The sequence below is a fragment of the Terriglobus albidus genome, from assembly GCF_008000815.1.
Classification (GTDB): Bacteria; Acidobacteriota; Terriglobia; order Terriglobales; family Acidobacteriaceae; genus Terriglobus; species Terriglobus albidus_A.
Map to the genome: position 1 here is coordinate 344118 of NZ_CP042806.1, position 23219 is coordinate 367336.

The following is a 23219-nucleotide window of genomic DNA, read 5'->3' on the forward strand; positions in this document are numbered from 1 at the left end:
TGCTTACATGTTCGCCTTGCCGGCGCGCATGTCTTCGTTGAACTGGGGCTTGGTGAAGTTCACCGAGTCCTGCATCTCTTTCTCGTACTCGGCACGGTGATGCATCAGGCCCTCGGTCGGCGTAGCGTACTCGGCTCCAGCCGTAAGCTGGATGACTCCATCCGACGCCAGGGCAGTCGCGACCTTCTTCAGGTCTTCGACCGTGGTATTCAGATACTGCGCATCGCGCGGGTCGAGCACCCATACCGGCTGGCCGCCGCCGAGCACGCCCGAAAGCCAGAAGACTTTCTTCGCAATGAAGTCCAGGCGCTGCTGCTCAACGGTGTCGTTGAAGACGAAGGTCTTGCGCCAGCGCGAGTAGTAGCGGGTGGTCACCGGTACGGGCTGACGGTTGCCGGACTTCACAAACTCCAACTGGCCCTGGTCCATGGTCTTGCGGACGGCGTTGTAGATGAAGCTCTCGGCAAAGGGCTGTTCCATCGCCGGAACGATCTCGGCGAAGGTCAGCGTCATCGACGCCGAGACCTTGGCGTGCAGCACCGGCTGTGCTCCGTCTTCCAGCCACGCCTCGCCGTGGACGATATACGTGTCCGCGCCCGAGGTGGAGGTGTGGAAGGGCCAGGCGAACTTCGAGAAGCTGATCGGCAGGCCGTGCATGGTGACGTAGGTATCCGGCCGCGGATTCTTCAGACGCTTGGCGGCCTCGGCAAAGTAGGTCTTCAGCTCGTCCTGAATCTCCGGGCGGCCGAAGTCGAAGTCGGCGCTGAACTCCAGCGTCTCAGACTTGCCCTCGGGATTGGCGAGGGTGAACTTCGTGGTGGGCTTGCCGGTGAAATCGGCGCCGGAGGTGGTATTGCTGACCGTAAGACCCGCGACGCGGGCGGCCTCTTCGACCTGCTGCTGCAGGCTGAGCTGGGTTGCTGCTGCCATGGTTCGTGTTTTCTCCAAGAATCCTTAATATTTTAGAGCGTTTTCCCTGTTACGGGGCATCCCGGAAGGGGCGTGCAACGGCGTTTTCATTGCGGGAAAACGCCCATAGGCCTCGGAAGCCCTACATTACATCCGCAGGGAAAACGCTCCAGGCCATTTCCAGGTCTATTTCAGGTCAATCGCCTTGCCATCGGCTGTTGGGAGCTGCGCTCCAAGCACGCCCGCCAGAGTGGGGGCAATCTGCCGCATGTCGATGAGCCCTAAGTCTTTACCCGGTTTCAGGCCCGGTCCCATGATGAAAAACGCGGACCGCAGCGCCGGGTCGCTGGCCAGATATCCGTGTGCTCCCAGGTTCCCTACTCCGGTTGCCACCTCCGGCTTCAGCTCCGCAATCGCCTGCCATCCCGGCCGCATGGCCACCAGGAAGGCAGCGTCGGGATAGCCGCCCATGGCCGCCGTCTCGTCGTGGTTGTAGATGTGTCCGATGCCGTTGGCCGGATCGATGGCCAGCTTGCGCAGCAGAGCCAATACCGCCTGCTTCGTCTCCGCATCATTAGGCTCGTTGAGCATGATGGCCGCCGTTCCACCCGAGACCCACGGCATCGCCTTCCATGAGGTGACATTGCCCTTCGCATCCACCGCGATGAGCCCGGCATCGACAAACGCCCTCTTGAGCGAGACGTAGTAATTCACCGGTTCAAAGCCGTGATCGCTCAGGACAGAGAAGACGACATTCTTGTCCTGCGCGTAGGCGGCGTCGTAGATCTCCTTGAGCAGCTTGTCCTCTTCCTGCACGGCTGCATTCGCCGCCTCCGAGAAGGGACCGTGATCGTGCTGCGCCGTATCCAGACCTGCCAGATGTACGGCCAGCAGGCCAGGATGGTACTGATTCAGGATGGCGACCGCGAAGGCGACGCGCTTGTGGTCGTTCGCTACATCGACGACCTTACTGGGGTAGCGGCCAAGGGTCTTTTCGAGATCCTTCAACATGCCCGCGGGCGTCGACGCATTTTCGAGCGTGCTGCCGTCGTCCTGCGGTGAGGGGTTCCAGAACTCCGGGATGTTGTAGTCGATGGGCGCGCCCTGTGTCACCGGCCAGTTCACCGCAGCGGTCTTCACGCCGGCATCGTGCGCGGCCTGCCACAGCGTGGGCACTTTGATGGTGGAGAAGCTCCACCACCATGCCGACGGATCTTTCCCCAGAGGATCGAACGGACGGTTATTCAGCACGCCATGTTTGGCCGGCCAGACGCCGGTCACCAGCGTGGTGTGTGAGGGATAGGTGTAGGTGGGCAGTACACCGGTGACACCGTGGGCGTAGACGCCGTTGTGCATCATGCCCAGCAGAAAGGGCAGCTCCAGCTTGTGTTCTTCGGCGTAGGTGACATAGTCGGGCCGCATGCCATCGACCGAGACCACAACCACCAGAGGCTTTTTCGCCTGCGCCATACAGGCGACGGCAGCCGCAAACAGAACAACAAGAAAACGGAACTTCCGCATGACACCCCTTTTGCGCCAAACCAGAGCCGAACTGACAACTCCATGGGCGCAACTAGATAATTGTCTCGTGCCGATCGATTCTGTCCAACTCGCCAACATTCCTACCGAGAGCCGCAACCCCCGCACCACCACTATCGACTCCCTGCCGACGGTGGAGATGCTGCGCCTGATCAATCGCGAAGACGCGGCCGTGATCACCGCCGTGGAAGCCGAGGTGCCGCACATCGCCGCTGTGTTGGACGCTCTGGTGCCCCGCATCGTGGGCGGCGGACGGCTGTTTTATATCGGCGCCGGCACCTCGGGGCGCCTGGGCGTGCTCGACGCCTCGGAGTGCCCGCCGACCTTCTCCGTTCCTCCGACGCTGGTGCAGGGTCTGATCGCAGGCGGCGACTCCGCGCTGCGTAAATCGAGCGAGAAGTCGGAGGACTCCCGCGAACAGGGAGCAGCGGACTTAAGATCCGCAGGCTTTGCCGATGGCGACACGCTGGTCGGTATCGCTGCCAGCGGACGCACTCCCTATGTTCTGGGCGCGATTGCGTGGGCCCGCGAGATCGGGGCACTGACCGTTGGCCTGTCGTGCGTTCCCGGCTCTCCGCTGTCGCAGGAGGCCGAGATGGAGATCACTCCTCTCACAGGCCCGGAGATCCTGACCGGCAGTACCCGCATGAAAGCCGGCACCGCGACGAAGCTGGTGCTGAACATGCTGTCGACCGGCCTGATGATTCGCACCGGCCTGACCTACGGCAACCTCATGGTGAACGTGCAGCCAACCAACGAAAAGCTGGTCGACCGTGCCGCGCGCATCATCATGGAGATCACCGGCGTGGACCACACGGCGGCAGCCGAATTACTGGACCAGGCCGGCAGCGTAAAGGTCGCAGTCGTAATGCAAAAGCTGGGCCTCTCCAGCGACGCTGCCGTCGCCAAGCTGCAACAAGCTGGCGGCCGGTTACGCGAAGCGTTGGAGAGTTAAGGCATCAACCCACACTGGGTGAATAATCGGATGTGGAGAACCAGGTGATCGGTAACACTATCGTTCAGCGCAGCTCCACTACGGGCGCCAGCGGCGTAGGAGCCCAGTTCTTCTCCATGCAGACCGCGACAGAGTTCCGTCCGGCGCGCTTCGCGCGATAGAGTGCAACGTCGGCGCGGCGATGCATCAGCGGCCAGGCATCGCCATCGCCCAGGTGCATGGTGATTCCGACGCTGATCGTCAGGTGCACTACCGCACTCTCGGTCACGATATCGAGTGCGGCAATGCTGGCGCGGAGACGCTCCGCGATCTCCTGCGCTGCGGTGAGGCCGGTTTCCGGCAGCAGGATCGTAAACTCTTCTCCGCCGGTGCGGGCAAGCACGTCGCCGGCACGGATTAGCCCCAGCATCGCCTCAGCTACCTTCTTCAGGGCGATATCGCCCGCGGCGTGTCCATGGGTATCGTTCACCTGTTTGAAGAAGTCCAGGTCAACTGCCAGGACACTCAGCGCGGTGCGTTTGCGGGCAGCACGCAGCACCTCACGCTCCGCTTCGTCTTCCATGGCACGTACATTCAACACACCGGTACGAGCGTCAGTTCTCACCTGCAGACGAAGCGCACGGTTCATCTCTCGCTCGAAAAACCAGAGATAGACCACAAAGAAGCAGGCGGAGACGAACATCATGGCGGCCAGCGTAGCGAGCCAGAAGGGATCCTGCCGCGCGGGACGGAAGTGGCCGCTGGTGTTGACGTCGTAGCGGAAGAGCACCATCGGCGTGCGGATCGCAATCAAGGTAAGGTGCGCGATCACCACCGTAATGCCCGCCCGCACCACCGTCCGCATCTCGGGATCCTGGTTGCGCCGCAGAATCTGAATCGAGAGTACGCAGAGAGCGAAGATCGGAGTAATGCTGAAGACGAAGGTGTGCGAGAAGCCGGAGAGAAACAGCGTCGAAAAGACCAGTAACTCTACAGCCAGCACGGTCGGCCAGAACCTGCTCTGCAGCGGACGGCGTACGATCGCCCACCGGAACCCCATATAGACGCAGAAGAAGCTGACGATATTGCACAGCGAGGGCAGCAGAATGCTGAGCACCAGAGGAAGCGTGCCAAGCGTCCCCAGAAGTGCATTCCGCAACAGACCGATCAGCGCCGCCGCCGTAAACCAGCGATGAGCCCGCAACTGCGGATGATGCAGCGCAAGAATGCTCATGGCGCCGGCATAGACGACGCCCGTGGCCACATCGCAGATGAAAAGGGTCTGATAGTTGAGCATTGGGCAGAACTCAACAGCGTTTCAATGAGACTAACGGAGTAGTTCCTTTACCTTACGACTTTCAGGTTAGAAAAGGGAGAGTTTTCCCGGCATGGGAATCCCCAGATGGTCGTATGCCAGCCGCGTCGCTACACGGCCACGCGGGGTGCGGTTCAGAAAGCCGATCTGGATCAGAAAGGGCTCGTAAACCTCTTCCAGTGCATCTTCTTCCTCCGCAAGCGCGGCAGCCAGCGTGTTCAGGCCTACGGGGCCGCCATCGTACTTTTCGATGATGGTGCGCAGCAGACGGCGGTCGAGCTCGTCGAAACCGTGGGAGTCGACCTCCAGCATCTCCAGGGCCTTGGTTGCTGTCGGCCGGTCGATCGTTCCATTGCCACGGACCTGCGCATAGTCACGTACCCGGCGCAATAGCCGGTTGGCGATACGAGGTGTTCCACGGCAACGCATCGCGATCTCGGCCGCTCCGTCTTCGTCGCAGGCGATGCCCAGCACCTCGGCCGAACGCTGCACAATGAAGCGCAGCTCGTCGTCGGTGTAGAACTCCAGCCGCAACAGAATGCCGAAACGCGACCGCAGCGGCGAACTCAGCAAGCCCGGACGAGTGGTGGCGGCGACGAAGGTAAACGGCCGCAGCTCCATGACATGCGTCCGCGCCGCAGGTCCCTGGCCGATCATGATGTCGAGCTTGTAGTCCTCGAGCGCGGTATAGAGCTTTTCTTCCAGCACCGGCTGCAGCCGATGAATTTCGTCGAGGAAGAGCACCTGCTTCTCGCGCAGGTTGGTCAGGATGGCCGTCAGGTCGCCGGCGATCTGCAGGGCGGGACCGCTGGTCTGCTGGAAACCGACCTCCAGCTCATTCGCGATGATGGTTGCCAGCGTCGTCTTGCCTAGTCCTGGTGGTCCGAAGAGCAGGACGTGATCGAGTGCTTCGCCACGCGACTTGGCGGCTTCAAGAGCGATGGCAAGCTGTTCCTTGGCTTTCGACTGCCCGATAAACTCGCTGAGTTTTTTGGGCCTCAGCTTCAGTTCGAAGGCGGAGTCCTCATCCGTCGCCCCGGCAGAGACCAGCCGCTCGGCCTCATCTTTGGCGCGGCGATTCAGATCGATCTTTTTGTTTACGAAGCTCGGTTTCGAAAAGTCCACGCAAAAGGCCTGTCAAAGGCGATGGTACGGCGAAAGTCTGCCAACCGCAAACCCGTGAATCAGAAGAGCCAGTTTTGCACGGGAGCCATACTCTCCACCCGTCCATCACCACGGATGTGCAGGACTTCCATATGACGTTCCGCCATTGCGGGACCCAGCAGAAGCCAGCGATGGCAGTGCATGGGATCTTCTTCCGCGCACATGATGGCGGTACTGCTTGCGGCGGCTGTCTTCTCCAGAAGCTCCATGCCAGTCTGGAAACGCGATGTGGCGCGGACTGCAGCGTAATCCACTTCGCCATCGGAACCGTGCACAGCTGCATCGCGCGGTTTGCCGCCGAGCCGGTCGCCCATCCAGACGTAGCGGATGCCGACCTCTGTCAGCGCCGCAGCCAGTGGCGCCCGAGAAAACCACGGCATGCGCCGCGATGCTGGGATGGAACGGATATCGGCGAGCGTTTGGATGCCTTGCTGCCGCAGTAAGTCAATAAGGACAGCCAGTGGATGACGCGAGTGGCCGATGGTGTAGATACGTGTCAATGTGTTTGCTACTAACCCTGGTACGGCCCACCCACTGCACCCCAGCTCCACTGCGGCATCGGTGCAGTCGTATCCTCCGTCGCCGCCAGATCAAGCTTCGAGTTGATCACAGCCAGCCGCGAACCCCACTCCAGATAACCGACAAAGGCCGAGCGGAACTCAGGATCGTCCGGCAGACCAACCTCGTCAGCAGTCTCCAGCAGCAGACTCATCCAGCGGCGGCGCTGCTCGTCTGTGAGATTGCGGCCCATGTGTTTGCGGATCATGTGCGCGTGGCCGCCGTGCTCTTCGCTGTAGACCTTTGGTCCGCCAAGCACCTCGCCGACAAAGGCGGCAACATGCTGCGCGTGATGCGGATCCATCTGCGCGAAGACATCGCGCAGCAACGGCTCCTGCGGTACACGCTCGTAAAAGCGCACGAAGAGACGCTCAAGGGCCGGCGAACCACCGGCCCACTCATAGAGCGTTGGAACTGTTTTCTGCTCGCTCATGCCAGCAGGATACTCTGCCTTAGTAAATCGAGCGCAGCAGGCCACCCTCGGCGCGTACCGCGGCGCCGGTCGTGGCCGCACTTAGCGGACTCGCCAGGTAGACCGCCAGGTTCGCCACCTCGGTATCGTCAATCAGCCGCTGTAGCAGCGAGCTCTGGCGATGCTTCTCGAAGAACTCCTTCTCTGCTTCCTCAGGCGTGGCATTGGGCTTCGAGGCCATCTTCTGCAGGAACTCCACAATACCCTCGCTGCGTGTCGGCCCCGGCATTACCGTATTGACCGTCACATTCGTTCCGCGTGTGGCCTCAGCCATGCCGCGGCTGATAGCGAGCTGTGCCGACTTGGTCATGCCATAGTGCACCATCTCACCTGGAGTCATGATGCCGCTCTCGCTCGAAATGAAGAGAATGCGGCCCTCGTTCTTCTGAAGCATCTGCGGAAAGTAGTGCCGAGCCAAACGCACACCGCTCATCACGTTTACCTCGAAGAGCCGGAACCAATCCGCATCGGTAATGTCTTCAAACTTCTTCGGCTCATAGATCCCGAGATTGTTCACCAGGATGTCGGTCGACGGAACCGCCTTGGTGATGGCCTCGGCTCCCTCCGCCGTCCCAGCATCCGCAACCAGTGTCGTGACCGCAGACCCCAGCTCATTAAGCGCCGCCTTCAGCTTCTTCTCGTCACGACCAGGAACGGTAACCCGCACCCCTTCGGCGACCAGCCCCTTCGTGATTGCCAGACCGATGCCGGCGCTGCCTCCGGTGACGAGCGCGTGTTTGCCCTTGAGCTTGAGATCCATGAACATCCTCCACAGCATCCGATGCCCGAAGTCGCCCGATCGACGCAGCGCACAGAGTTATAACTTTTGTTATACTCACTCTATGGCCACCACCATCAAGATCACTGCGATCGGCAATTCGGCAGGAATCATCCTGCCCAAGGAGACGCTCGCTCGTCTGCACGTCGAAAAGGGCGACGTTCTCTATCTCACGGAGACTGCCGACGGAATCCAACTCACGCCGTACGATGAAGAGTTCGCACGGCAGATCGAGGCAATGGAAACCGTGATGCGCGAGAACCGTGACGTGCTTCGCCGTTTAGCTGAGTAGGGATGCAGGAACCTCTCTGGATCAAGAAGCCGGCAGTCCTGCAGATTCACGCGCGAGAGCTCTCGATCGATGGTGGTGCTCCTGGAGTTCGCGACGAAGGCCTGCTGGAATCGGCATTGGCACGACCGTTGAATACCTTTGCTTATGACGACCAGGCAACTCTGTTCGACCTGGCGGCGGACTATGCCTTCGGCATTGCCCGTAACCACCCGTTCGTGGACGGTAACAAACGCACCGCCTTGTTGGCGTGCGAAGGTTTTCTGTTCTTGAACGGTTACCGCGTCGTCTCGGAGAAAGAAGAAAAGTACCTGATGTACATCTGGATCGCCGCGGGACAGATCAGCCAGGGCGAGTTTACGGACTGGCTGAAACAGCGTGCGACGCCAGTGAAGTAGTTTCCGCTTTACAACCCACGCTGCATCAACAAGCTGTCCAGCGCGCGGTCGAACTTCCAACCCACCCCTTGCAGCACACCGACGCGCACAAAGCCGAGCTTCTCATGTAGCCGCACGGAGGCGGCATTTTCGTCGCCTCCGCCGATCACCGCCACCATCTGCCGCGCACCCCATTCCGTACAGCGCTCCAGCAACTGCTCCATCAGCAGGCGGCCGATACCCTGTCCTGCAGTCTCGTGATGGATATAAACCGAGTTCTCAAGGGTGAACCGATACGCCGCCCGGGGACGATACGGCCCGGCGTAGGCATAGCCCACAACGCGTCCTCCCTGCTCTGCTACCAGCCAGGGCAGGCCCTTCTCAGCAATCACCTTCATCCGAAGTCGAATCTCCTCCACCGTGGGAGGCTCCAGCTCAAAGGTCGCCGTACTGGAACGGACGTAATGCCCGTAGATTTCCGCGATCGCCTCTGCGTCCGACGTCTCTACCGGACGCACCTGTATCTCTGTTGCCATCCCTTCATCTTGCACCGAAGCCGCCTTCGCCTGCACCCTTGATATACGTGGCACGTAAGCAGACAGCTCCGGTCGTTCATCCCTTCGACGCAAAGTACGGCACCGAGACCGGCGGCCTTATCCCCGGAACGAAGCTCAAGACCGGCCACATGCATGACCGCCACAACACCGCCTACCATGGCACCGCACCCTCGCTCTTCGCGCAATTGATGGAGCGCTGGCAGAACACCTGGACTCCCGTGCCGCCCAGCGACTACGCCTTTGTCGATGTCGGCGCCGGAAAAGGCCGCTCCTCTTTTCTGGCCGCTCGCATGCACTTCCGCAGCGTGACCGGTGTCGAACTGAACCCGGTCCTGGCAGGAATCGCGCAGGAGAACATCGCCCGCTTCGCGCCGTACGCCGTCTCCCCCGTCAGCATCGTGGAGGGCGACATCATGACCCTGCCGCTGCCTGCCGGACCATTGCTGCTCTATCTCTTCAACCCCTTCAGCGCCACTGTGCTTCGGCGCCTTCTCAAACGGCTGGACTCCCGGCAGGCCACCGCTCCTACGCCGCTTGACGTTCTCTACGTGAACGACGAGCAGCGCGCCGTTCTGCTGAAACATGGCGGACTGCGCGAGCTGTGGACCGGCGACCTGCACCTCTCCGACGAGGATGACGAGGCCGATCGCGCGACCATCCGCCGCGACGCACATGGGCTTTATGCCGTGGAAGGCTACGAGCGCTGCAGCATCTGGAGATGGCAGATAGACGAGTAGAGCATTTTCCCTGTTGCGAGGGTGTGTCATCAAACTCGTGCCGTCAGCGCCGGGAGCAGATTTTTACGAGATCGAGGAGTGAGGAGAGAACTGTAGCCGGCCTACTGGAACGACGAGTGACGAGGAGATCGGGAAAATCTGCCCCGGCCCTTCGGGTTGCGGCGCAAATTCGCCCATACTTCGTTGTCGGCCTCGACTGTGACCCGCCACAGCCTCCGCCTCGTCTGTACAAATTTGCGCTCGCAACGCTGACGACAGGAGTTTGATGACACACCCTCGGTATCCCGAAAGAGGAGTACAGCGGCGTTTTCATTGCGGAAAACGCCCATAGATGCGGAGGCCCTACTCCACAATTACAGGGAAAATGCTCTAGCCATCCTCCCACTTCCCGACATCTAACCGGAGATGGCACGACCGATCCAGGCACTCCGCGAGCAAGCCACTGCACTGGAAGCCGCACTAGCTGTGTGCGCGGCGAACCCACGAAAGAAGGCCGTGCACCGTCTTCGCACGTGCACACGGCGCATTGAGGCACAGCTTGAACTGCTGATGCAGTTGAGAGATCTACCGTCCTACCGCACGCAGGCTACCGCATTCCGGCGTGCGGTGAAATCCATCCGAAAGCTGGCTGGGCAGGTACGCGATCTGGACGTGCTGCAACAGATGCTACAAGGGTTGCGCCTACCGCAGCACAATCATCGTCAGAAACTGCTCAAGGCGATTGAAGACCGCCGTCAGAAGCGCGCTGACGATTTGAAACAGGACCTGGAGCAACACATTCCAAAGGTGGCGAAAGCAATCGAAGAGCTCTTCACCGCGCTTAAACCGGCTGAAGATCTGGCGCTACCGCTCAGACAACTTCTGCCTCTGGCAGATACCTGGTACCAGCGGCGCACACGCAGCATGAAAGCCGTCCGCGAAGACGACCTGCATACCATTCGTAAGATGGCCAAAGTCGCACGCTACATTGCTGAAACCGGACTTCCGGCCAAGCAGGCTACTACCGTCGCCGCCCGCTATAACCGCCTGCAGCAGAGCGGCGGGCACTGGCACGATGCGCTGCTGCTGACACGCATGGCACGGAAAGAACTGGGGAAAAAAGATCCCCTCACAAAGCTGACAAGTGAGCGCGCAAAGACCCATCACAACAGCTTCGTTCGCCTGCTTAGCGCCGCCTGAGTGCCTATCGACTTTTTGTTTGTCATCCCGTAGGGATCTGCTTCTCTCTTTCCCGAGTAAAGACGTACGGGTAGAGAAGCAGATTTCTCCGCTACCGCTGCGAAATGACAAAAAACTTCGTACCACTGCAATTAGACCTTCCCACCGGCCTCGCGGATGAGCTGCTGCAGATGGCTCAGCACCGTCGATTCGCGATCCGGCGACCAGGCCATCACCAGCTCGATCGATGCATTCTTCTGTTTCAGCGGACAGAAGACAAGTCCGGTCTTCGGCAGCTCCTGCAGCGTATTCGCCGGCAGAATCGCAATTCCTTCACCTGCCTGTACCAGCAGCACGATAGAGCTCCACACATTGGCCGTGTTCACAATCTCAGGCGAAAAGCCTGCTTCGGAGCAGAGCTCGATCATCTTGTCGAAGAGCGATGGCGAGGTTTCACGCACGCACATCACGAAACGCTCGTGCGAGAGCGCGCGGATGTCGACGATACTCCGCGCCAGGGGATGATTCTTCGGCAGCACCGCGTAGAGTGGATCCTTGCGTAGCACCTCGGACTTCAGGAAGTTGGAATAGGGAACCTCCAGCCGGCGGGTAAAGGCAATGTCAATCGTGCCCTCAGCCAATGCCTTCCACTGCAGCGCCGGAATCATCTCATGCAGCGCAATATGGACCCGCGGGTGTGACTGCCGGAAGCGCTGGATCAGCCGCGGAAAGTTCGGCCCAACCCCGCCGGTAAAGAACCCGATACGAATCTCGCCCAGATCACCCGAGGCTGACAGCCGTGCCACCTTGATGGCAGCATCGGCGCCGGAGAGCAGCTTGCGCGCCTCCTTCAGAAATAATTCTCCGGGAGCGGTGAGTACCGTCCGCAGCCGCGAACGGTCAAATAGTTGTACACCGAGCTCCGACTCAAGGTCGGCAATCTGTTCGCTGAGCGCCGACTGTGAGACATACAGGCGGCGGGCGGCGCGGGAAAAACCGCCATAATCCGCGACAGCTACGAAGTAGCGCAGGTGACGCAGTTCCATACCAGTCATCTTATCGGTTTTTCCGATCAAACCCTTCGGAACAAAACGTGCGACTCTTAAGGTTGAAGACCAATCATTATTAGTAAGCCGTTTTCTTGCCGCGTGATCGGCTCGACACTCTCCTTGAAGGAAGACGCCGATGTGGATCGTCAAGCTTGCTCTGAATCGTCCTTACACCTTCATTGTGCTGGCGCTGCTGATTCTGCTGCTCAGCCCGGTGATGATAATGCGCACGCCGACGGACATCTTCCCGAATATCAATATTCCCGTAATCTCGGTCGCCTGGACCTATACCGGACTGAATCCTGAAGAGATCGAAGGCCGCCTTACCACGCCGTATGAAAAGGCGTTGACTACGCTGGTCGACAACATTCAGCACATCGAGTCCACCAGCTATAACGGTGGTGCGGTGGTCAAGATCTTCCTGCAGCCGGGCGCCAGCCTCGACACAGCCAACGCGCAGGTGACCGCAGGCTCGCAGTACCTGCTGCGCCAGCTTCCCGCCGGCATCCTGCCGCCACAGGTCATCAACTTTTCAGCCTCGAGCGTACCGATTCTGCAGCTCGGCATCAGCGGCGAGGGCCTAAGCGAACAGGTCCTCAACGACAACTCCACTAACGTCATCCGTACCCAGCTTGTCACCACGCCGGGCGCCGTGATTCCTTTGCCCTTCGGCGGAAAGCAGCGCCAGATCAACATCGCCATGGATCAGGCGGCGATGCAGTCCAAAGGCATCGCTCCCGGCGAGATGCTCGCGGCTCTCGCGCAGCAGAACGTCGTCACGCCGGCCGGCACCATCAAGATCGGCACCAAGGAGTACGACGTTATTCCTAATGGAGCGCCGCGCTCGGTAGAAGAGATTGCGGCCCTGCCCATCAAGCAGGTCAACGGCACCACCATCTACCTGCGCGACATCGCGACCGTCAGCGACGGCTTCCAGGTGCAAAGCAACGTCGTGCGTCAGGATGGCCGCCGTGGCGTTCTGATCAGTGTGCTGAAGAGCGGTGATGCCTCTACCCTCGACGTTGTGAGTGGCACCAAGAAGCTGCTGCCGCGTGTACAGACACTGGTTCCACCGGAGCTGAAGATCACGCCGTTGAGCGACCAGTCCATCTTCGTGCGCGGCGCGGTACAGGGTGTGATTCGTGAAGCCGTAATTGCCGCGGCTCTTACCGGCCTGATGATCCTGCTTTTCCTCGGGAGCTGGCGCTCGACGCTGATCATCGCTGTCTCCATTCCGCTCTCGATTCTGACCAGCGTCATCATCCTCGGCCTTCTGGGCGAGACGATCAACACCATGACGCTGGGCGGTCTGGCGCTGGCAGTCGGTATCCTGGTCGACGACGCTACGGTCACCATCGAGAACATCGAGCGCTTCCTCGAAGAAGGACAGGGGCTGCACGAGTCCATCCTTGAAGGTGCGGCACAGATCAGTGTTCCGGCACTGGTCTCTACCCTCTGCATCTGCATCGTGTTTCTGCCGATGTTCTTCCTCAGCGGCGTTTCGCGGTATCTCTTCGTTCCGCTGGCCGAAGCGGTGGTCTTCGCCATGCTGGCCTCCTACGTTCTGTCGAGAACGCTGGTGCCCACGCTGGCCATGTATCTGCTGAAGGCCAAGAGCCATCACGGACCGACCGCAACTCGCAATCCACTGGTTCTGTTCCAGCGCGCCTTCGAGCGTGTCTTCGAGAGCATCCGCAGCGCCTACCATGGCCTGCTCGAAACCTTCGTCGCGCATCGCAAGATCTTCATCCCCAGCTTCCTGGGCGTGTGTCTGCTGATGTTCCTGCTGATTCCCTTCCTCGGCCAGGACTTCTTTCCCTCGACCGATAGCGGCCAGTTCATCCTGCATGTACGCGCCGCAACCGGTACCCGCATCGAAGACATGGCGCGCCTGACCGACCAGGTCGAAGAGCACATCCGCCAGGAGATTCCTGCCGACGAGGTCGGCAACATCCTCGATAACATCGGCCTGCCATACAGCCAGATCAATACACAGCACCTGACCAATGGCACGATCGGTCCTTACGATGGCGATGTGATGGTCTCGCTCAAGGAAGACCACCATTCCACTGACCGTTACATCGCGCATCTTCGCCGTGACCTGCCTAAGCTCTTCCCGGGCACGACCTTTTACTTCCTGCCCGCCGACATCACCACGCAGATCCTGAACTTCGGTCTGCCCGCGCCGATCGATATCCAGTTCGAAGGCAGCGATGTGAAGCAGAGCCACGAACTCGCCTCGCAGTTGATGGATGAGCTGCGCAAAGACGTACCAGGACTGACGGACCTGCGCATTCAGCAGCCCTTCGATTACCCCACGCTGAAGGTGAATGTCGATCGCACCAAGGCGCTGCAGGGCGGCTATACCTCCACCGATGTCGCCACCAGCCTGCGTAATACGCTGAGCGGCAGCTTCCAGGTAAACCCGCAGTTCTTCCTCAACTGGAAGACCGGCAACCAGTACCCGCTGGTCGCCCAGACGCCGCAGTACAACATGGACACGCTGGCGGCAATGCAGAATATCCCGCTGAACCGCGGCTCGCTGGGCAACGCAGCCGGACGTCAGCAGGAAACCCTGAACAATGTGGCCACTATCGAGCGCGGCACCGAGATGGGAACCATGAGCCACTACAACATCCGCCGTGTGATCGACATCTACGGCTCGGTGCAGGGCCGCGATCTCGGTGCGGTAAGCCGCGACATCGAACGTATCCTCGACCAGCACCGCAAGACTCTGCCGCGTGGCACCTACATCACACTGCGCGGACAGGTGGAGACGATGAAGTCCAGTTACATCGGCCTTCTGGGAGGCCTGGTCTTCTCCATCGTTCTGGTCTACATGCTCATCGTGGTGAACTTCCAGAGCTGGGTCGATCCGTTCATCATCATCACGGCGCTGCCCGCCGCCCTTGCCGGTATCGTTCTATTCCTGTTCATCACCGCGACGCGCCTCAGCGTTCCCGCGCTGATGGGCGCCATCATGTGCATGGGCGTTGCTACTGCGAACAGTATCCTTGTGGTCAGCTTTGCCAAGCTGCGCTATGAAGATCACGGCGATGCCATCCGCGCCGCCGTAGAAGCCGGTTTCACCCGCTTCCGTCCCGTCATGATGACCGCACTGGCCATGATCATCGGCATGGTGCCCATGGCGCTTGGACTGGGAGACGGCGGCGAGCAGAATGCGCCCCTCGGCCGCGCCGTGATCGGCGGCCTGATGTGCGCCACCGTCGCCACCCTGGTCTTTGTTCCCACCGTCTTCGCGCTGATCCACGGACGCAAGCCGAAGCCCACGAACGTTCCTGTAACTGAGAGCGCGGAGGCGCTGCCGGCGTAACGGAGAAAGAATTTATGAGCGAGACAACACAGCAGACCGTAACCACACAAACGACGACCAATCGCAAGCCTATGTACATTGCCGTGGGCGTGGCCGCTGTTGCTCTGGTGGCCGCTGTCGCCTGGGGCATCCACGATCGCGTTCACGCCGAAAGCGAGTTGAAAGAAGAGACCCGTATCTCCGCCATCCAGACAGTGCATGTTGTACATGCCACAGGAGCCGGCGGGAAAGACGGTCAGGAGCTGATTCTTCCCGGCAATGCGCAAGCCTACACCGATACACCCATCTACGCGCGCACTGGCGGCTATCTGCGCAAGTGGTACGCCGACATTGGCCAGCATGTGAAGCAGGGACAATTGCTAGCGCAGATTGAGACGCCGGAACTGGATCAGCAGCTCCAGGCCGCCGAGGCCGATCTGAAGCAGGCCCAGGCCAACCTCGATCTGGCAAAGACGACGAACGATCGCTGGCAGGCCCTGGTCTCAAAGCGCGCTGTCTCCAAACAGGAGGCTGACCAGGCCCAATCGACACTGGAAGCCCGTCAGTCATTGATGGCTGCATCCGAGGCGAATGTTCGCCGCCTGCAGCAGTTGCAGGGCTTCGAGCGTGTGATCGCTCCCTTCGACGGCACCATCACCGCACGTAATACCGATGTCGGCGCACTCATTACCGCTGCAGGCGGCGGTTCCGGAGCCACCGGAAGCGCCCAGGAGCTCTTCCACCTTGCCGCCGTGGGTAAGCTGCGTGTCTACGTGGCTGTCCCGGAGGTCTACTCCAGCGAGATTCAGGACGGCATGAAGGTCGAACTGACACAGGACGCCACACCCGACCTGAAGTTCACCGGTACGGTCGTGCGCAACTCCAACGCCATCGACCAGAGCTCTCGTACCCTGAACGTCGAGGTAGACGTCGATAACCCGCAGGGCAAGCTGATGCCGGGGGCCTACGTCTTCGCGCACTTCCGTCTTGCTGGCAAAGCAACCGCAGTGACTCTGCCCTCGAATGCGCTGCTCTTCCGCTCGGAGGGCCTGCGTGTCGGTATCGTGCGGGATAACCACGTCCAACTGGTTCCCATTCGCATTGGCCGAGACTTCGGATCTAACGTCGAGGTCATCAGCGGCCTGAATGGCGACGATGCCGTGATCCTGGATCCCTCGGACTCTCTCGAGAACGGCATGGAGGTAAAGATCGCCCAGGCGAAGGGAGCGCAGAAGTGAGTACGAAGAATCTGCTGGCTCTTGCCGTCGTTGCCGTATCGCTTGCCGGCTGCCGTGTCGGTCCAAACTACGTGAAGCCCGACGTCCCGACGGCGCCGACCTTCAAGGAAGGCGACACCTGGAAGACCGCTACTCCCAACGATGCCATGGCCCACGGCAAGTGGTGGGAGATGTACGGCGATCCGCAGTTGAATGCTCTTGAGGAGCAGATCGACCCTGCCAACCAGACGCTGAAGCAGGCTGAGGCCAACTTCCGCGCGTCGCGTTCGGTGATCAAACTGAACCGCGCCGACATGTCGCCGACGCTGAGTGTCGATCCCACGCTGGGCGCAACCCGGGTTACCCCCAATGCTCCCTATCGCGGTAACCTGACGGCGGACAACGGACAGGGCAACTTCATTCTGCCTCTGGATCTGAACTACGAGGTCGATCTGTGGGGACGCATCCGCCGCAGCATCACCGCCGCACAGGAAACGACGCAGGCCTTCGCCGCCGATCTGGAAACCGCACGCCTGAGCCTCCACGCTGAGCTGGCATTGGACTACTTCAACCTGCGTAGCGCCGATGCCCAGAAAAAGCTGCTGGATGAGACGGTCGCCGCCTACAGCGATGCCCTGCAGTTGACCATCGATCGTGCCGACGGCGGCGTCGCTCCGCAATCTGACGTCGCCCAGGCGCGCACGCAGTTGCAGCAGGCGCTGGTGCAGTCGACCGAAGTAACGATCGCCCGAGCACAGTTCGAGCACGCGATTGCAGTGTTGACCGGCAAGCCGCCTGCGCAGCTCACGGTGGCTGCTAATCCTCTCACCCAACAGACGCCGGCACTACCCGGAATCCCGGCGGTACTGCCATCGGAACTCCTGGAGCGCCGGCCGGATATTGCCACAGAAGAGCGCTTGATGGCCGCCGCCAACGAACAGATCGGCATCGCCAAGTCAGCCTTCTATCCGCGTCTGAACCTCGCCGCCACTGTCGGTTTCCAGGGCAGCTCGGTGCTCAACTGGTTCACCTGGCCCAGCCGTGTCTGGGCAGTCAGCCCACTGATCTCGCAGACCGTCTTCGACGCCGGCCGCCGGCGCGCACGCACCGACATCGCGATTGCGCAGTATGACTCCCACGTCGCCAGCTATCGGCAGTCAGCTCTCGATGCCTTCCAGCAGGTAGAAGACAACCTTGTAGCGCTGAAGCAGCTTGAAACCGAAGCGCAACAGCAGCGTGATGCAACCGTCTCCGCAGAGGAGGCTCTGGGACTGTTCCGGACCCGCTATGAGGGCGGAGTGGATACCTATCTGCAGGTCATCACCTCGCAGACCATCGCACTGCAGAATCAGCGCAACGAGATCGACATCCTGCGCCGCCGCCTCGATGCCAGCGTTCTGCTGGTAAAAGCCGTCGGTGGAGGTTGGAACGTCTCGCAGCTTCCGAAAGTCTAAGCCGGGTGCCCAGGGGACCTGGGCATTCGCGTTACGCGCGAACCGCTTTTATTTGTCATTCCGTAGCGCTCGGGGTCCCCGGCCAGCTTTGCTGGCTGGGGTGAAGAGTAGCGAAGGGATCTGCTTCTCTACCGGAACATTCTTGGCATCCCAGCGCTTTTGCACTCGTGGCCCATCACCCACCCTAACGTTGTTGTTCCGTTCCAGGAGATACTTTACAGCCGCTTTGTTCGGAATTCTCTATAAAAGGCCGTGGTAGTGCGCTTGAACCCCATCTGTGAATGGATGGGGTTCGTTTCCGGGAAACGTGCAGACCTAAATCATCATCGAAACGTCTATGCGTTTTTATGCCTTGCTCCTGCTTCTTTGTCTTCCGTACGCCGTCGCGCAGCAGCAGGAGACAGCGCAGCCCCCAGCTCCCAGCGCCCCACCCGCACAAGCGGACGTTACGGTCGAGCAGTACATCCGCAATGGATGGGCGCCGCTGACGCGATCCATGACCGACTGCGCCACCGTGCATGACCCCAAGCTCGCAGGAGCCTCCGTCGTCTACCTTCCCCATGGATATGCCATCCCCTCCGCCGTTGCCGCACTGCGTAGCAAGTGCAACGTCCGTGTCGAACATCTGCCGCACGCCATCGCCAAAGAAGGCGACCTGATGCCGTCGGAGCTGAAGACACCGGGACTGCTCTACCTGCCGCACCGTTACGTCGTGCCCGGTGGCCGCTTCAACGAGATGTACGGATGGGACAGCTACTTCATCCTGCTGGGCCTGTTGAGCGAAGGCCATGAGGCGCTGGCGCGCGGCATGGTGGAGAACTTCTTCTTTGAGATCGAGAACTACGGCGCCATACTCAACGCGAACCGCACCTACTACCTCACGCGCTCCCAGCCTCCCTTCCTCGCGCGGATGGTCGATGAGGTCTATCGCACCATGAATCGCCGCGATCCCGACGCTGCAAAGGCGTGGCTCGAAAAAGCAATGCCCTACCTCGAACGCGACCATACGTTATGGATGAGCGACGCACACAAAGCCGGCGACACCGGGCTCGCACGCTACTTCGACCTCGGCAACGGTCCCGTGCCAGAGATGGAAGATGACAGCACCTACTACGTCGACGTGATCAAGTGGCTGCTGGCCCATCCTGAGGTGAAGACCAACTACCTGACGCAGGCTACTGATGGCCAGGCATGCGCCTCCGGAGCGAGCGCCGTCTGTGCTCACACCGAGTACCAGGGCTGGCGACTGACACCCGCCTTCTATCGCAGCGACCGCGCCATGCGCGAGTCCGGTTTCGACGTCAGCTTCCGCTTCGGCCCCTTCAGTGGATCGACCGAGAACTATGCCCCTGTCTGTCTGAACGCCCTGCTTTATCGTTACGAGATCGATGTCGCCGGCCTTTACACCAAACTCGGCGACGATGCCAAGGCAAAGCAATGGACCGATGCCGCCGAAGCCCGTAAGACGGCGATGAACCGTTATCTGTGGGATGCACGCACCGGAACCTTCGCTGACTATGACTTCGTGCGCCATCGCCGCTCGACCTATCTCTATGCCACGGCGGCCTATCCTCTGTGGGCCGGGCTCGCCACACGCACTCAAGCTGCTTCCACCATGCGCCAGCTTCGTACGCTTTCGCACGACGGCGGCCTGGCGATGAGCAACACCACCAGCGGCATGCAGTGGGATGCTCCCTTTGGCTGGGCTCCGGTGAACTGGATCGCCGTCGATGGCATGAGCTGCTACGGCTACAGCACAGCCGTAGGACGCATTGCCCATGGCTTCATGCACTCTATCCGCGAGAACTATGAGCGCGACGGCACCCTGCGTGAGAAGTACAACGTCGTCGATCCGCAGAAGGATGTCGAAGTAGCCGCGGGCTATAAGAGCAACGTCATCGGCTTCGGCTGGACCAACGCGGTGTACTTAAAGATGAACGGCCTGCTCTTCACAGGCCGTTCCAGTGATTGCGCTTCAACCATTCCAGCGCGTGGGACTCAACAGTAGCTCAGGTGTGTGTCATTGCGCGCGTGAGCCGACAACATCGCAACCATCGACATGGCAGAGAACCTGAAGCGCGGTGCCGTCTCTATACTGGGCGGTAGTTGGGTGGGAGCAGCGGGCTTTAAGCCCGCTGACAAGAAGGTATAAAAACAACGGGCTTTAGCCCAACTTCTCGTGTATCCGGTAAAACCGTGGGCTGAAGCCCACGGCTCCCACCAGGTTTAAGTCACGATTCACGCAGCGAATATCCCGCCCACCGCTGTCCCGATGGATAAGATATTCGGAATCTCACCCTCTCTTAGAGCGGATTGGATGACATACCCTACACCTGCGAGAACGGCAGCGGATTCAGAATCAGGCTGTCGATATTGGTCACGATCGGCTCGAATGCGTATCGCGGTTCGGCCGCAAGCTTCTTCCATTCCGGGTGCGACAAAAAGCCTGCCCATCCCTTTTCCAGCGCGGCCAGATCCGGGAAGGTGAGCATGTAGGTCAGCGACGGGAGCTGCCGCCCGATGAGAAGGTCGCCATAGAAGACCTGCCCGCAGCCGGACTCCTGAAAGATCTTGAACTCGCCGTGATGGAACATCTCAACCTTGCGGACGTGATCGCCATACGTGGAACTGACATAGGTGCGCAGGTGGAAGATGCGCTTCTGCTTCGTATCCGGAGCGGTGAGGTGCGGCCAGCCATCGAATGCAGCCAGCAGCGAGCTCTCCGCATCGACAAAGGGTGAGGCATCCTTTCCGGGAGAGGACCAAAAGGGCTCGGCTGCCTTTAAGAAGGTCTCATCTTTGGCCAATAAAAGATCGAGGTTGGTCAGCGTAAAGAGATCCGAGCTCGGGATCAGCAAGTAGTAGGTCGGTGTCTCCGGACCATAGTTCACCGAAAAGGCGCCGATGGTCTTCATGCCCATGCGGTTCAGCGTGGGGATCAAGGCTTCGCTGAAGTACTTCTCCGTCATCGCCGAGCCAGTGCCGCGGCTGAGGTGGTACTTGCGCAGTTGATAGTACTCGCGCCCGCCGGAAGGCTGAGCAAGCGCTGTGCCGGCTGATGCAGCCGAAGCAACCGATGCGGTAAGTGCGGATTTCAAAAACGTGCGGCGTTGCATGAGAAGGGACTTGCTCCTTAGGCGTTGAAATCAAGCTCGATGTTTTTGGTTGACGGACTGCAAGAGGTCTTCCATGCGTACCGGCAGTTCGCGCACACGGACCCCGCTTGCATGATAGACCGCCGCGGTAATGGCTGGCGCGACCCCGGCCAGGCCGATCTCACCAATACCGCGTGCACCGATCTCGCTCATCGCCTTATCGGGATAGTCCAGGAAGGTGACATCAATCGCCGGAGGACAGTCCGCATGGGTGGCGACCAGATAGTCGGCATAGTTGGCATTTACCGGATGCCCATAGCGCTGATCGTAGATCGTCTCCTCCAGCAGCCCCATCCCAACTCCCATCACAATAGCGCCCTCTACCTGGTTGGTCGCTGCCTTCAGGTTGATGATCTGCCCGCCATCGATGACCGTAACCACCCGCGAAACCCGCAGACGTGCGATGCCTGGGTCCCACTCGACCTCGACAAACTGTGCGCCGAAGCTATGCAGGGAGAGTCCCTTTGCCTTCGGGTCCTGCTGCGATGCGACCGAGGAACCTTCGCCAATGGCGAACCGCAGATTGGCCGAACGCAGTATCTCCTCGAAGCTTACCCCGGAAGCGCTGTTATCCGCCTTGCGATAAACACGCCCTTCAGAAAACGCGAGGTCATCCAGCTTTGCTCCCTTGAAAGGAGAACGCACGCCGTTTACCGCAATCTGTAGCAACTGCTTTGTCGCTGCATTCACGGCATCCTGAATCGCCGGAAACAACGATCCGGTCACGCGCGATCCACCGGAGAGCGGCCCCGGAGGAAGCGAGGTGTCTCCCAGCGCCACTTCGATGCGTCCCATGGAGATTCCGGTGATGTGGTGCACCATCTGCGAAAAGACGGTATAGGTGCCCGTGCCGATATCCTGCGTGGCACAGCCGACGCGCACCGATCCGTCATCACGGAAAGCAAAGTTCGCGGAGGTGGGTATGCGTCCCGCTCCCCAGGATGCACCGGCCATGCCCCAGCCCAGAATCGTTCCGTCGGGCTTCTTCATCGATCCCACAACAGGATTGCGTTTCGCCCAGCCGAACTTCTCCGCGCCCAGCGTCAGACACTCCTTCATATGCCGTGATGAAAACGGGAGCCCATTCGACTCGTCCTTCTCCGGCTCGTTCAGCAGACGAAGCTGTACTGGATCCATCTTCAGCCTGATCGCCAGCTCATCCATCGCGGACTCGAGAGCGAAGAGTCCTGGCACCGCTCCAGGACCACGCATGGCCGTTGGCGTACCGACGTTGCGGCGCGACATTGACGAGCGAACACGCAGGTTCGGCGTGCTCCACAGGAATGGTGTCGACTCACCGCAGTTTTCTCCGACGTTATCGAGTATCGATGTCTCCGACGAATAGTCATGCTGAATGCAGCTCAGCTTGCCCTCAGCGGTCGCGGCCAGCCGCAGGCGCTGCTGCGTGCGCGGACGATGCCCGACGTTTGTGAACTGTGAATGACGATCGGTGACCAGCTTCACCGGACGCCGCAGGTCTCTCGCCGCCGACGCCGCAAGCAGCGAGTGCTGCCAGACCCAGAGCTTGCCGCCGAAGCCCGACCCCAGAAACTTCATGATGATCTGCACGTTCTCAACCGGGACGCCGAGCATCTGCGCCATCGCTGATCGATGATTCACGATCGACTGCGTCGTCTCGTACAGGACGAACTTTCCGTTGTCGTACGTCGCGACCGAAGCATGCAGCTCCATGGGGTTGTGTGTCTCTACAGGAGTGACGTAAGTCGCATCGATCTTGACGGCCCCTAAGGCGAAGGCCCCATCCACATCGCCGCGCTTATAGGCCTCATGCAATGCATCTTCCTGAAGCCCGTCGGAGAGGTCCGGACTGTTGTCCGGCTTCTCTGCTGCGTACGCCACCTTCACCGCACGCGCTGCGGCGCGAGCCTGCTCGATGGTCTCGGCGACAACCACGGCGACGTATTGGCCGGAATAGTAGACGTTCTCATCCTCAAAGGCCGGGCGCGCTTCATCGACACGCGCATCGCGCGGTATGGGCCGATAGAGATGCGGCGCATTGCCGTAGTGATAGATCTTCACGACACCGCGCATCGCCTCGGCTACGGTGGTATCGATGCCCGTGATCTTTCCTTTCGCAATGGTCGCGCAGACCGGCGCCGCGTGCAGCATGCCGGGGAAATTGTGATCCGACGAGTACTTCGCTGTCCCGGTAGTCTTGTACGGCCCATCAATACGTGGCACCGGAGTGCCGATGGTGGTTGCATTGTCCTTCAACATCGCTCC

General features: G+C 60.3%; 20 protein-coding genes. 9 read left to right on the forward strand and 11 right to left on the reverse strand.

Annotation, left to right across the window (positions count from 1 at the left end; genetic code table 11):
- Nucleotides 1-3: 3 nt before the first annotated feature.
- Both FTW19_RS01370 and FTW19_RS01375 read right to left on the reverse strand, forming a co-directional pair.
- Nucleotides 4-930 carry a hypothetical protein gene (locus FTW19_RS01370; RefSeq protein WP_147645908.1) on the reverse strand — a complete coding sequence of 309 codons (927 nt, stop codon included), beginning with the start codon at nt 928-930 and terminating at the stop codon, nt 4-6.
- A gap of 165 nt (nt 931-1095) precedes the next feature.
- A complete protein-coding gene (locus FTW19_RS01375; protein ID WP_187143195.1) occupies nt 1096-2430 on the reverse strand; it encodes an alkaline phosphatase family protein in 1335 nt (444 codons plus the stop codon).
- Between the two features lie 67 nt (nt 2431-2497).
- On the opposite strand from FTW19_RS01375, the gene murQ reads away from it, so the two are divergent.
- Nucleotides 2498-3403: an N-acetylmuramic acid 6-phosphate etherase gene (gene murQ, locus FTW19_RS01380; protein WP_246153522.1), complete on the forward strand. Its 906-nt coding sequence runs from the start codon at nt 2498-2500 to the stop codon at nt 3401-3403.
- A 64-nt stretch (nt 3404-3467) separates the two neighbouring features.
- On the opposite strand, the gene FTW19_RS01385 is transcribed toward murQ, so the two are convergent.
- The 5 genes from FTW19_RS01385 to FTW19_RS01405 all read right to left on the reverse strand — a co-directional run bounded on the left by FTW19_RS01385 (nt 3468) and on the right by FTW19_RS01405 (nt 7651).
- The gene (locus tag FTW19_RS01385) at nt 3468-4679 is read right to left on the reverse strand and encodes a GGDEF domain-containing protein (protein WP_147645911.1); all 1212 of its coding nucleotides are present in this window, start codon (nt 4677-4679) and stop codon (nt 3468-3470) included.
- A 66-nt stretch (nt 4680-4745) separates the two neighbouring features.
- Nucleotides 4746-5786: a Holliday junction branch migration DNA helicase RuvB gene (gene ruvB, locus FTW19_RS01390; protein ID WP_348641861.1), complete on the reverse strand. Its 1041-nt coding sequence runs from the start codon at nt 5784-5786 to the stop codon at nt 4746-4748.
- 95 nt (nt 5787-5881) lie between these two features.
- Complete coding sequence (locus FTW19_RS01395) at nt 5882-6361, reverse strand: DUF488 domain-containing protein (RefSeq protein ID WP_187143197.1); 480 nt, start codon at nt 6359-6361, stop codon at nt 5882-5884.
- Between the two features lie 11 nt (nt 6362-6372).
- Nucleotides 6373-6852, reverse strand: coding sequence for a group II truncated hemoglobin (locus FTW19_RS01400; protein ID WP_147645913.1), 480 nt, complete (start codon nt 6850-6852; stop codon nt 6373-6375).
- A gap of 19 nt (nt 6853-6871) precedes the next feature.
- On the reverse strand, nt 6872-7651 hold the full coding sequence (locus FTW19_RS01405; RefSeq protein ID WP_147645914.1) for an SDR family NAD(P)-dependent oxidoreductase: 780 nt from the start codon (nt 7649-7651) through the stop codon (nt 6872-6874).
- Between FTW19_RS01405 and FTW19_RS01410 the strand changes: the two genes are divergently transcribed.
- Nucleotides 7650-7961, forward strand: a complete 312-nt coding sequence (locus FTW19_RS01410; RefSeq protein WP_246153523.1) for an AbrB/MazE/SpoVT family DNA-binding domain-containing protein — start codon at nt 7650-7652, stop codon at nt 7959-7961. The two genes, FTW19_RS01405 and FTW19_RS01410, sit on opposite strands and share 2 nt — an antisense overlap.
- A 2-nt stretch (nt 7962-7963) precedes the next feature.
- Nucleotides 7964-8356, forward strand: a complete 393-nt coding sequence (locus FTW19_RS01415) for a type II toxin-antitoxin system death-on-curing family toxin (RefSeq protein WP_147645915.1) — start codon at nt 7964-7966, stop codon at nt 8354-8356.
- An 8-nt stretch (nt 8357-8364) separates the two neighbouring features.
- Here the strand turns inward: FTW19_RS01415 and FTW19_RS01420 are convergent, their stop codons facing one another.
- The gene (locus tag FTW19_RS01420; protein ID WP_147645916.1) at nt 8365-8871 is read right to left on the reverse strand and encodes a GNAT family N-acetyltransferase; all 507 of its coding nucleotides are present in this window, start codon (nt 8869-8871) and stop codon (nt 8365-8367) included.
- A 47-nt stretch (nt 8872-8918) separates the two neighbouring features.
- On the opposite strand from FTW19_RS01420, the gene FTW19_RS01425 reads away from it, so the two are divergent.
- Nucleotides 8919-9629 carry a methyltransferase domain-containing protein gene (locus FTW19_RS01425; protein ID WP_246153524.1) on the forward strand — a complete coding sequence of 237 codons (711 nt, stop codon included), beginning with the start codon at nt 8919-8921 and terminating at the stop codon, nt 9627-9629.
- Nucleotides 9630-10034: 405 nt separating this feature from the next.
- Nucleotides 10035-10808, forward strand: a complete 774-nt coding sequence (locus FTW19_RS01430) for a CHAD domain-containing protein (RefSeq protein ID WP_147645917.1) — start codon at nt 10035-10037, stop codon at nt 10806-10808.
- A 131-nt stretch (nt 10809-10939) separates the two neighbouring features.
- Here the strand turns inward: FTW19_RS01430 and FTW19_RS01435 are convergent, their stop codons facing one another.
- Nucleotides 10940-11833 carry a LysR family transcriptional regulator gene (locus FTW19_RS01435; RefSeq protein WP_187143198.1) on the reverse strand — a complete coding sequence of 298 codons (894 nt, stop codon included), beginning with the start codon at nt 11831-11833 and terminating at the stop codon, nt 10940-10942.
- A 139-nt stretch (nt 11834-11972) separates the two neighbouring features.
- Here FTW19_RS01435 and FTW19_RS01440 point away from each other — a divergent pair, with 139 nt between their 5' ends.
- The 4 genes from FTW19_RS01440 (at nt 11973) to FTW19_RS01455 (ending at nt 19828) form a co-directional block, all read left to right on the forward strand.
- Nucleotides 11973-15170 carry an efflux RND transporter permease subunit gene (locus FTW19_RS01440; RefSeq protein WP_147645919.1) on the forward strand — a complete coding sequence of 1066 codons (3198 nt, stop codon included), beginning with the start codon at nt 11973-11975 and terminating at the stop codon, nt 15168-15170.
- Between the two features lie 14 nt (nt 15171-15184).
- Nucleotides 15185-16387, forward strand: coding sequence for an efflux RND transporter periplasmic adaptor subunit (locus tag FTW19_RS01445; RefSeq protein WP_147645920.1), 1203 nt, complete (start codon nt 15185-15187; stop codon nt 16385-16387).
- On the forward strand, nt 16384-17820 hold the full coding sequence (locus tag FTW19_RS01450) for an efflux transporter outer membrane subunit (RefSeq protein WP_147645921.1): 1437 nt from the start codon (nt 16384-16386) through the stop codon (nt 17818-17820). Before FTW19_RS01445 ends, FTW19_RS01450 begins: the two co-directional genes overlap by 4 nt.
- 337 nt (nt 17821-18157) lie before the next feature.
- Nucleotides 18158-19828 (forward strand): trehalase family glycosidase, encoded by a 1671-nt coding sequence (locus tag FTW19_RS01455; protein ID WP_147645922.1) that lies wholly within the window; start codon nt 18158-18160, stop codon nt 19826-19828.
- Between the two features lie 319 nt (nt 19829-20147).
- On the opposite strand, the gene FTW19_RS01460 is transcribed toward FTW19_RS01455, so the two are convergent.
- Nucleotides 20148-20936, reverse strand: coding sequence for an NIPSNAP family protein (locus FTW19_RS01460; protein WP_147645923.1), 789 nt, complete (start codon nt 20934-20936; stop codon nt 20148-20150).
- Between the two features lie 30 nt (nt 20937-20966).
- Nucleotides 20967-23213 carry a xanthine dehydrogenase family protein molybdopterin-binding subunit gene (locus tag FTW19_RS01465; RefSeq protein WP_147645924.1) on the reverse strand — a complete coding sequence of 749 codons (2247 nt, stop codon included), beginning with the start codon at nt 23211-23213 and terminating at the stop codon, nt 20967-20969.
- Between the last annotated feature and the right edge of the window lie 6 nt (nt 23214-23219).